Here is a 10,065-nt window from a genome sequence, read left to right on the forward strand (position 1 = left end):
AGGGCAGCAAACGATTTGTATTCTAGGGCAGTATCTAAAGTTAGACAGCCTATTGAAGCTCTTTTTGCTTGGCTTATTGAAAAATCAGATATACAGAAAGCGAGTAAGGTGAGATCTACTAAAGGACTGAGTCTACATGTTTATGGACGATTAGCCGCAGCCTTTATAACACTAATATTTAACTCTTGATTCGCATAGTTAACGTATATACAATTTATTTTTTTAGGATGTTCTAATATTACGTTTATCATCCTTCACGTCGCAACACCTCTAAAGGCGAGCTACGCAATACGGATTGTATGTTGCTAATACCAATCCCTAAAACCAATAATGTTATCCCTGGTAAGAACACTACAAAAGGTATTAATGATGGTGTAAAAGGTGTGTTAAACTCAAAGAGCGCTAAACAAAGACTACTAATGAGTGCTAATAATAGCCCTGTGAGACTGCCGAGTAATCCTAAAAATAAATATTCAAAAGCAGAGATTTGTAATATCTGTTTGTTTTTGGCACCCAATGTACGGAGTAATACACTTTCTTTAATGCGTTGGTATTTGCTAGTTCTTACAGAACCAATTAAAACAATAATCCCGGTAAATATACTAAAGAAGGCCATAAAATTAATAATCCATGAGACCTTATCTAGTATATCTTCTATGATATTATAAACCTGTCTTAAATCTATTACAGAAACGTTTGGGAATGTATCTACCAAATTGCGCTGTAAGGCTGCCGAACTAGTTTCATCTGGTGCCGCGGTTGTAAATACATTAAACTGAGGTGCGTTTTCTAACACACCTTTAGGAAAAACAATAGAGAAATTAAGCTGCATACGTCCCCAATCTACTTTACGGATACTACCTATTGTAGTTTCCATAAAGATACCTTGCACATTAAAAACAATGGTATCACCAATTTTAACCTTAGCATCCGCAGCCAAATTATCTGAGATAGAAATGACTATAGGTTCACCTTTTTCTAATTCTGTTGTCCAATCGCCTTCTAGCAGTTCTTCGGATGTTATAAGTGACTCACGATACGTGGTTCTAAATTCATGATTTAGTATCCATCCTCGGACTTGGCGTGTGGTATCTTGGCGCAAATCGTTAACCAATTGGTCTTTTATACGATGCATACGCATGGTCACTAATGGAATATCATCAAGAATCGGTAAGTCTTGCGTCTTTATATTTTTTGCAACCGCATCACGTTGTGTGCTTTGTACGTCAAATATAATAATGTTCGCATTTTGGGCTGTCTGCCCTACTTCGGTTTTAGCCAATAAAATGGCTTTGATAAAATATAAGTTACTAATTAAAAATGTACCCAATCCTATAGCTACGACCAAAACCACGGTTTGATTATTAGGACGGAATAAATTGTGTAAACTTTGACGTGCAGTAAATCCCCATTGCTTTGGAAAAAAACGTCGGACGCCATTAATAGCCAATACGGCAATACCAGCTAAAATGGAAAAGGTTAGTAATGCTGCTACAACAAAACCAAACGCATAGACAACGTTGTTTAATAACCAAAATGAAAATAAAAACAGGAAAACAATGATTAAAAGAAACACTAAGAATCTTACTTTTTTAGGTTCTTGTGTAGATTGCTCATCTATGCGTAGTACCGCTAATGGCGATACATACCACGTACGAAGTAACGGTAATAGCGCAAATAACACGGACATCATTAAACCAAGTCCAACACCAATAAAAATAGGTTGTGATGTAATACTAACGCTGACCTCAAAGGATAAAAAATCTTTTAAGATGTATGGAAATAATTCTTGAAGTCCAACACCAATAAGCGACCCAATTAAACCACCAATAATGCCTATCCCAGAAATCTGAATCAAAAATATTAGAAAGCTTTGTAACCTAGACGCACCCATACATTTTAATACGGCTATAGCTCTTAGCTTTTCTTTTATATAAATATGTACGGCACTTGCGATACCAATACAGCCTAACAATAGCGCGATAAAAGCCACCAAATTTAAAAACTTACTCACATTATCATAGCGTCTCCCTAAACGTCTACTCGTACTGGTATGTGTATCTAAATCGGCGTTTTCTATATCAAGAATAGGGTCTATTTTATCTTCAAAAACATCTAAATCTAGAGTATCGGATACTTTATAGAAGAATTGATATTCTTTACGACTCCCGAATTGTAAAAGTTTTGTGTCTTTGATAAAACGTTTTGGGATAACTACTGGTGGTGCCACCGACATCGAAATAGCTGTACTGCCTGGTATGGCTTTCAGTGCTCCTGCAATAGGAAGCGTTACCTCACCTATTTTGATTGAATCACCTGGTTTAATATCATATTGAAGCAATAAAGTGGCATCAACTAAAGCGCCACCTAACTCTTGATAACTTGTTGCTGCTGAGACAGGTTGTGTATCCATACTACCATAAAATGGAAATGCACCTTCTATACCACGAACACGTACTAATTTGGTACCGCCATTTTTTGGAAAGGCAATCATAGACACAAAATTAACTTCGGAAGCATCAGGTTCTAAAGAATCAATAATGACCTTTGCACGTTCGGTTGGTTCTTGTCTAGTATCGATAATAAAATCTGCACCCATTAAACTTTTGGATTGACGCTGAATATTATCCTTGAGATTGTTGCTAAATAACTGTATGGATACTACAGCAGCAATACCAAGAATAATCGACGCCATAAATAGTAGTAATCTTACTCGGCTGGCCTTAGCATCGCGCCATGCCATTTTAAAAAGCCAAGATATGTTTAACTTATGTTTTTTTATGGATGTACTCAAAGTGCTGTAGTAGGTTGGTTGGTTAATAGTTTTCCGCCCTTAAGTCGAAGTATTTGTTGGGTACGATTGGCCAAATCCAAATCGTGAGAAATGATGACCAACGTGGTGCCTGTTTGTTTATTGAGGTCAAATAAGAGTTTAATGACTTTTTCGCCAGTTTCTTCGTCTAAATTTCCAGTAGGTTCATCTGCAAATAAGATAGAAGGTGAATTTGAAAATGCTCTCGCTATAGCCACACGCTGTTGTTCGCCACCAGATAGTTGTGATGGATAATGATGAATACGGTCTGCCAACCCTACTTTTTCTAATAATACCTTACTCTTTTGAGCAGCATCTTTAACACCTTGAAGTTCTAGTGGAACACTTACATTTTCTAGAGCAGTAAGTGTTGGTAATAACTGAAAATTTTGGAAAATAAACCCGACTTCTTTATTTCGTAATTGAGCACGTTGGTCTTCGTTCAATGTATTTAAATCATGCCCACATAACTCAACACTTCCCGCATTGGGCTTATCTAAGCCAGCACACAAACCTAGCAGCGTAGTTTTTCCACTTCCTGAAGGTCCGACTATAGAAAAGGTCTGCCCTTTTTCAACATCGAACGAAATATCATGTAAAACCGTTAATTCTTTGTTACCACTGGTATAGGTCTTTTCTAACCCACTAATCTTTAATATCTTTGGCATTAACTTTAATTTAAAGGTACTTATGTATAAAGTTCAAAATAATCAATTGCCCTCAATTTCACTAACTTGCTTTGTACATAAATTCTTAAAGTTTTGTTATTTTATTATGGCTGTTTTACTCGTGTCTTGTAGCGATAAAAAAAACGATGAATCTGTTGAAAACTCTCTATCTAAAAACGAAACTGAACAAACAAAAATACCTAAGACCAATACCAAGACTATTTTATGCTTTGGCGATAGCATTACCGCAGGTTATGGTCTTGACGATAGTAATGACGCTTACCCTGCTGTTTTACAAGAAAAGATAGATGCTTTAGGCTTGGATTATACCGTTATTAACTCAGGTTTAAGTGGTGAAACAACGGCTGGTGGAAAAGGCCGTATCGATTGGGTAATGAACCAAGACGTTGATATTTTTCTTTTAGAATTGGGTGCCAACGATGGCTTGAGGGGCGTGCCTTTATCTGAAACACGGTCTAACCTACAAGCTATTATCGATGTTGTAAAAGCCAAAAGTCCAGATACGACCATTATACTTGCAGGTATGGAATTACCACCTAATATGGGCAAAGATTATACTACTGAGTTTAGAACCATTTTTGCTGAAATAGCAGCTAAAAATAGTGTAGCATTTATTCCTTTTATTTTGAAGGATGTTGGAGGTATTGCAGAACTCAATCAAGCTGATGGCATCCATCCTACTGTTGAAGGTCATATAATTGTAGCCAATACGGTATGGGAAGTTTTAAAACCCTTAGTTAAACCATAATTTCCTTAATAAAATCGCATCAAGGCACTAAAAACTGACCTTCCCAATTTGTTTCAGTTTTTGCAAATACTATTCTGATGTGATTTGGACGTTTTAATTTTAGATATTCAATTTGTTTAGGGATAATTTTAATAGCACAGAAATGATGTTTTTCTTCGTTATAACTAATATTTTCAGGATTAGCTATTTGATTTCCAGGATGTCGTGAGGTGATGTAGTCTTTTCTAGAATTTTCAGAGATGTTATTCCAATAATTTCTTATTTCTTGTTGGTCTGTAATAATATGGGCTTCGCCTTCTACCCTAACCTGTATTAACTTCTTTGGATGGTAAAACAACGCGCTTACGTTATTATTGGTTTTAATGTCTTTTATTTTCTGTGACCTTGCATCTGTATAGATAAGAAGTGTTGTGTCTTGTAAAGTTTTACGAAGTACAACCGTGCGCTGTCTAGCTGTTTGTTTATGGATTGTTGCTAATGAAAAATAGCGAAACGGATGCCTTTTTTTAGTAGGTCCGTTAATTAATTCTCGTTTCAATTCTTCAAAAAAATGTTCTTCCAAGGTGTTTTTTTCTTTCAAAAATACTTAAAAATAAACTTGACTAAGGTGTGTTAAGCCTATGTAATTAGTATTTGTTTATGAGTTTTGATGTGATATATACTTTTTAGATGATGTATCTTTACATAGTGGAATTATTAGACTATTTAATATACTTTGAAGCGTTCTCTTTTTTGTTTTTTGGCTTTAGTTGCCTAGCTACAGAATATATGAGGCTAGAGTTTATAAGGTACGGTTTAGCTAAACAACGAGAATTTACGGGAATCGTCCAACTCCTGTGTAGCCTAGGTCTCTTTGTGGGCGCAATAGCCAACATCAATTGGCTAGTGTTTTTGGCTGCTTCAGGACTATTCTTTGTAATGCTTGCGGGATTTATTGTGCGTCTTAAAATTAGAGATGGTTTTGGAAAGTCTTTTCCAGCACTGTTCTACACGCTTTTGTCACTTTATATAGCTTATAATTTCTACGACTATTTATAGAAATGCAATAAGTAAACACAAGGATAAAAATACAAATGCAGGGAACGATTTATAAGTATCAGTTAAAGAAAAACCGTGAGTAAAATATACTCACGGTTTTAAACTGATTGATTTAGTAATTAAAACTCTATAAAACTTCAAGAAAATAATCCATCATCTCTTCTTTAAGTTCATAGTGTAGTTTTATGTAGGTAGGCATATCTTCTTTTAAAGTGTTTTGCTCATTTTGTAACCTTCCGTCAATATTTTCATTTAATTCAGGATTGTTGAGGTTTGCCATTTTATTTCTGCAGCGGTGTCTTAATTTTGAAATCGCATCTTTTTCAATCATTATTCTATTTTGGAAGATTTCCAGCTTAACTAAAACCATTGGATCTTGTTCACGTTGCGCAATCTCTTCTAGTTTTTCCTGAAAAGTATCCATTTCATTAAAATGAAAACGTAATTCTCTTCTCCAAGTATCAATATTGAACTGTAAATCGCTTAAATACATTAATTTAGTTTGCATGATTTTTTGTGTTACACGGTTAATAATTCTCTTTTTGGTATTAATTCTTTCTGAATATGATTTGGAACAGCTGCATAGCTATCAAATTTAGAAAAGTAAGTTGCTCGTCCTTGTGTAAGTGAGCGCAATTGTGTCGAAAAATCAGATAGTTCAGCGCTAGGAATTGTACACTTTAGTACCTGATAATGTGCTTCATTCTCAATGCCTTTTATAATGGCTCGTCGACTTTGCAATTCTGTCATTACGTTACCTACCATCTGTTCTGGTACTCGTAATTCCATTTGTTCGGTTGGCTCTAATAATTTTGGATTTGCATTTAAAAAGGCTTCTTTAAATGCATGTGCACCAGCTATTTTAAATGAAATATCATTTGAGTCTACAGCATGCATTTTGCCATCATAAACCATGACACGGACATCTCGAATAAATGATTCTGTTAAAGGACCCGATTCCATAACTTCTAAAATACCTTTCATAATTGAAGGTAAATAGCGCAGGTCTATAACACCACCAACAATACAGTTATAGAAAACGAGCTTACCTTCCCAAGGTAAATCGATTACTTCCTTGCCACGAAGTGAAAATCCATCAGGATCTGGCATACCTTTATAATATGGCTCTATTTTAAGATGTACTTGACCAAATTGGCCAGAACCACCACTTTGCTTTTTATGCCTATAGTTTGCCGTGGCACTACGTTGTATAGTTTCACGATACGAAATTTTTGGTGATTCAAATCGTGGTGATACATCGTAAATATTATCTAGAATCCAAGTTAAAGTTGCTAAATGTAATTCGCCTTGAGTACCAACTAAAGTCTGTTTGGTTTCATTATTATAGCTTAAATCTACAGTTAAATCTTGGCTATGTATACGCTTTAGGGCATCACTCAATTTTTCCTCTTCAGCTGTATTTTTTGCAAATACAGCTTTTACTAATCGAGGTTGAGGAAATTTAATAGGTCTTATAGTACCAGCTTCTGCCTTCGTAGCCAGTGTATCATTTGTTTCAGTAAATTTTAATTTTGTAGTTGCTCCAATATCTCCAACGGTAAGTTTAGCGACGGGGTGTTTTTCTTTTCCATCCATAATGTACAATTGGTTCAACGTTTCAGACTCACCAGTTCTAGTATTAAAGAGCTTATCATTTGTGTTTACTTCTCCGGACATCACTTTGAAAAATGTTATCTGTCCTAAATTAGGCTGATAAATGGTTTTAAATACAAATAACCACGCATCAGCGTCAACTTCTGGAATAACTAAATCACCTTCAATGGTTTGCTCAGGTTTTAAATCTGCTGCTGCAGGTGCAACATTATCTATGAAGCCCATTAAGCGTCCTGTACCCATGTCATTTAAGGCAGATATACAAAATACAGGAAACATATCATGGTTAAGCATGCCTAACTTTATACCTTTACGAAGTTCATTTTCGTTTAAGGTGCCTTTATCAAAATAGAGCTCCATGAGTTCTTCATCATTTTCAGCTGCTTTCTCTACAAGTTCTGTATGTCGTTTGTTAGCATATTCCAATTGGTCTTTTGGGATTGCTATTTTTTCTGGTTTTCCGCCTTCTGGTCCAAACTTATAGCATTTCATTTTAAGAACATCAATAATACATTGTGCTCCATCGATAATGAGTGGATATTGCACTAGTACAACATTATTACCAACTAACTCTTTAAGGCTATTCATACTCTTTTCAAAGTCAGCTTTTTCACTATCAATCTTATTGATTACAAAAAGTGTTGGCTTATGGAATCTATCTACATAATTCCAGATTATCTCTGTTCCTATATCGGCACCATGTTTAGCATTAATTACAGTAACAATAGTATCGGCTACGCGAATTGAAGACATTATTTCACCAATAAAATCATCTAGTCCCGGAGTGTCTATAATGTTAATTTTATAGTTACGCCACTCTGTATGCAAAGGTGTAGAAAAAACAGAAGCACCACGTTGGTGCTCAAATTCATGATAATCAGAAATGGTGTTTTCTTGCTCTACTGTACCACGTCTGTTAATTAAACCTGCTTCGAAGAGCATGGTTTCAGATAATGTGGTTTTGCCAGAGCGGTGTGCGCCGACAAATGCCACATTCTTGATGTGTTTATTGTCAAATACTTTCATATAGTATGATTTATCGATTAGAGATTCCTTGAAAATTCTTGATTTAAAGGTACTATTGATAAGTCACAAAAAATATGACGTCTGTTAGCTTTTGGAAATAGTCTTAAAATGCCTATCAAAAAATGGCTAGGCATTATGCATTAGTTTTTACTTTATTAGATTATCGCTTTAATGTAAAGTGATCGTTAAGGCTATTGCCTTCATATAGAACCATTTGGTTTCAATAGTCTCAATTAGGTAAAAAAGTACCATTAAATACCCCATCCCACCCTAATGATGTTGGGGATAAAGTTTTTTATTACTCTGCGATAGAGAAGCATAAGAGATTAAGATTGTAAGAAGTAGAAATGTGATGTAAATGGAGGTTTCATGCGTTTATATGTATTGTTTTTTTTAAGGACACATGCTGTTCGCTATTAATCATTCCTTTGGGTGATAATATGTTTAGCATGCGCGTTTCATAATTGCTTAGTTGGTGGTTGTTAGAATATCATACAAGCTAATCAAAAAACACCTTTTACAATCCTTGCTTTTAGCTTTGATGATTAAGTATTATTTTCACAAAAAATAAATCTTATGCGTAATTTTCTATTTATTGTTTTTATAGCTTTTATTTCTTGTAAATCGGATAATAATACCAGTCCAGATTTAGAGCGTTGGCAAAACACTGCCGATAATATCACAATTATTAGAGATAATTTTGGTGTGCCTCACATCTATGGCAAAACTGATGCTGATGCTGTTTTTGGATTGTTATATGCTCAATGCGAAGACGATTTTAATCGTGTAGAACAAAATTATATATGGGCGACAGGACGCTTAGCCGAAGTAGAAGGAGAAGATGCTATCTACAGCGATTTACGTGCTAAAATGTTTATGACCGAAGAGGAAGCCAAAACTAATTATGAGAATAGTCCTGATTGGTTGAAAAAATTATGTGATGCCTTTGCAGACGGAATTAATTATTATTTATACACACACCCTAAAGTTAAACCTAGATTGATTACAAAATTTGAACCATGGATGCCCATGTATTTTTCTGAAGGCTCTATTGGAGGTGATATTGAACGTGTTTCGGCAAGACGAATAAAAGCCTTTTACGAAGGTACCGCTATCAATCAATTTGAAGTTGAAAAAGAACTACAAGAAAAGGCTGATGCCGAACCTGCAGGTTCTAATGGCATTGCTATCCATGGAAAATTAACCAAGTCTGGTAATCCTATTCTATTAATTAATCCTCATACGTCATTCTTTTTCCGTGGCGAAGTGCATGTTGTTAGCGAAGAAGGTCTTAATGCTTACGGCGCTGTTACTTGGGGTCAATTTTTTGTATACCAAGGTTTTAATGAAAAAACTGGCTGGATGCATACATCTACTTACACCGACGTTATTGATGAATTTGAAGAGGATTTAATAAAAATTGAAGATAAACTCATGTACCGTTACGGCAAAGAATTACGCGAAGTCCAAACATTTGAAACGAAATTAAAATATAAAGATGGTGACTCAATTAAATCTAAAATTTTTCCATTTTACAGAACCCACCATGGACCAATTACGCAAAGTAAAGATGGAAAATGGATTGCCACGGCTATGATGTGGGAACCCGTAAAAGCCTTAAAACAATCTTATATTCGAACAAAACAAGATGGTTATAAAGGTTTTAGAAAAATGATGGACATTAAAACCAACTCATCTAACAATACTGTTTATGCCGATGCAGAAGGTAATATTGGGTATTTTCACGGAAACTTTATTCCTAAACGAGATACAACATTCAATTATCGTAAACCAGTGGATGGCAGTAACCCTAAAACGGACTGGCAAGGTCTGCATGAAGTTGATGAACATATCACATTGTTAAACCCTGAAAATGGATGGCTACAAAATTGTAATTCTACACCATTTACAGCTGCTGCAGAGTTTAGTCCAAAGGCTGAAGATTATCCTAAATACATGTCGCTAAATCGGGAAAATTACAGAGGTGTACATGCTATTGATTTATTATCTGATAGTAAATAATCCTCGGGGCAAGCCCACGAGGCATTAAAATAATTTCAATTGATTATTCTTTTTCAAACTTTTATAATCCTTTTCAACACCTTGTTCCTTAACATAATTTGCTATCAATTTTTCAG

The 10,065-nt window shown here is 35.1% G+C and carries 7 protein-coding genes and 2 pseudogenes; 4 read left to right on the forward strand and 5 right to left on the reverse strand.

The window, feature by feature from the left end:
- Positions 1-189, forward strand: a pseudogene (locus tag HKP48_RS05285) (transposase); the annotation flags it as partial.
- Between the two features lie 58 nt (positions 190-247).
- On the opposite strand, the gene HKP48_RS05290 reads toward HKP48_RS05285, so the two are convergent.
- Entirely contained in the window at positions 248-2,743 is a 2,496-nt protein-coding gene (locus HKP48_RS05290; protein ID WP_296343586.1) for an FtsX-like permease family protein, read from the reverse strand.
- A 47-nt stretch (positions 2,744-2,790) separates the two neighbouring features.
- Positions 2,791-3,480 (reverse strand): ABC transporter ATP-binding protein, encoded by a 690-nt coding sequence (locus HKP48_RS05295; RefSeq protein WP_296343576.1) that lies wholly within the window; start codon positions 3,478-3,480, stop codon positions 2,791-2,793.
- Positions 3,481-3,502: 22 nt separating this feature from the next.
- Between HKP48_RS05295 and HKP48_RS05300 the strand changes: the two genes are divergently transcribed.
- Positions 3,503-4,249 (forward strand): arylesterase, encoded by a 747-nt coding sequence (locus HKP48_RS05300; RefSeq protein WP_296343578.1) that lies wholly within the window; start codon positions 3,503-3,505, stop codon positions 4,247-4,249.
- A gap of 19 nt (positions 4,250-4,268) precedes the next feature.
- Here HKP48_RS05300 and HKP48_RS05305 read toward each other — a convergent pair whose 3' ends face one another.
- A complete protein-coding gene (locus HKP48_RS05305; protein ID WP_296343580.1) occupies positions 4,269-4,829 on the reverse strand; it encodes a pyridoxamine 5'-phosphate oxidase family protein in 561 nt (186 codons plus the stop codon).
- A gap of 188 nt (positions 4,830-5,017) precedes the next feature.
- Between HKP48_RS05305 and HKP48_RS05310 the strand changes: the two genes are divergently transcribed.
- Positions 5,018-5,287, forward strand: a complete 270-nt coding sequence (locus HKP48_RS05310) for a DoxX family protein (protein WP_363928597.1) — start codon at positions 5,018-5,020, stop codon at positions 5,285-5,287.
- Positions 5,288-5,414: 127 nt separating this feature from the next.
- On the opposite strand, the gene HKP48_RS05315 is transcribed toward HKP48_RS05310, so the two are convergent.
- Both HKP48_RS05315 and HKP48_RS05320 read right to left on the reverse strand, forming a co-directional pair.
- The gene (locus HKP48_RS05315) at positions 5,415-5,795 is read right to left on the reverse strand and encodes a hypothetical protein (protein WP_296343582.1); all 381 of its coding nucleotides are present in this window, start codon (positions 5,793-5,795) and stop codon (positions 5,415-5,417) included.
- Between the two features lie 11 nt (positions 5,796-5,806).
- Entirely contained in the window at positions 5,807-7,927 is a 2,121-nt protein-coding gene (locus HKP48_RS05320; protein WP_296343584.1) for an elongation factor G, read from the reverse strand.
- Between the two features lie 576 nt (positions 7,928-8,503).
- Here HKP48_RS05320 and HKP48_RS05325 point away from each other — a divergent pair.
- Positions 8,504-9,937: pseudogene (locus HKP48_RS05325) on the forward strand (penicillin acylase family protein); the annotation flags it as partial.
- Positions 9,938-10,065 lie beyond the last annotated feature (128 nt).

Origin of the sequence: Winogradskyella sp., assembly GCF_013042245.1 — a bacterium.
In the GTDB taxonomy this organism is placed as follows: domain Bacteria; phylum Bacteroidota; class Bacteroidia; order Flavobacteriales; family Flavobacteriaceae; genus Winogradskyella.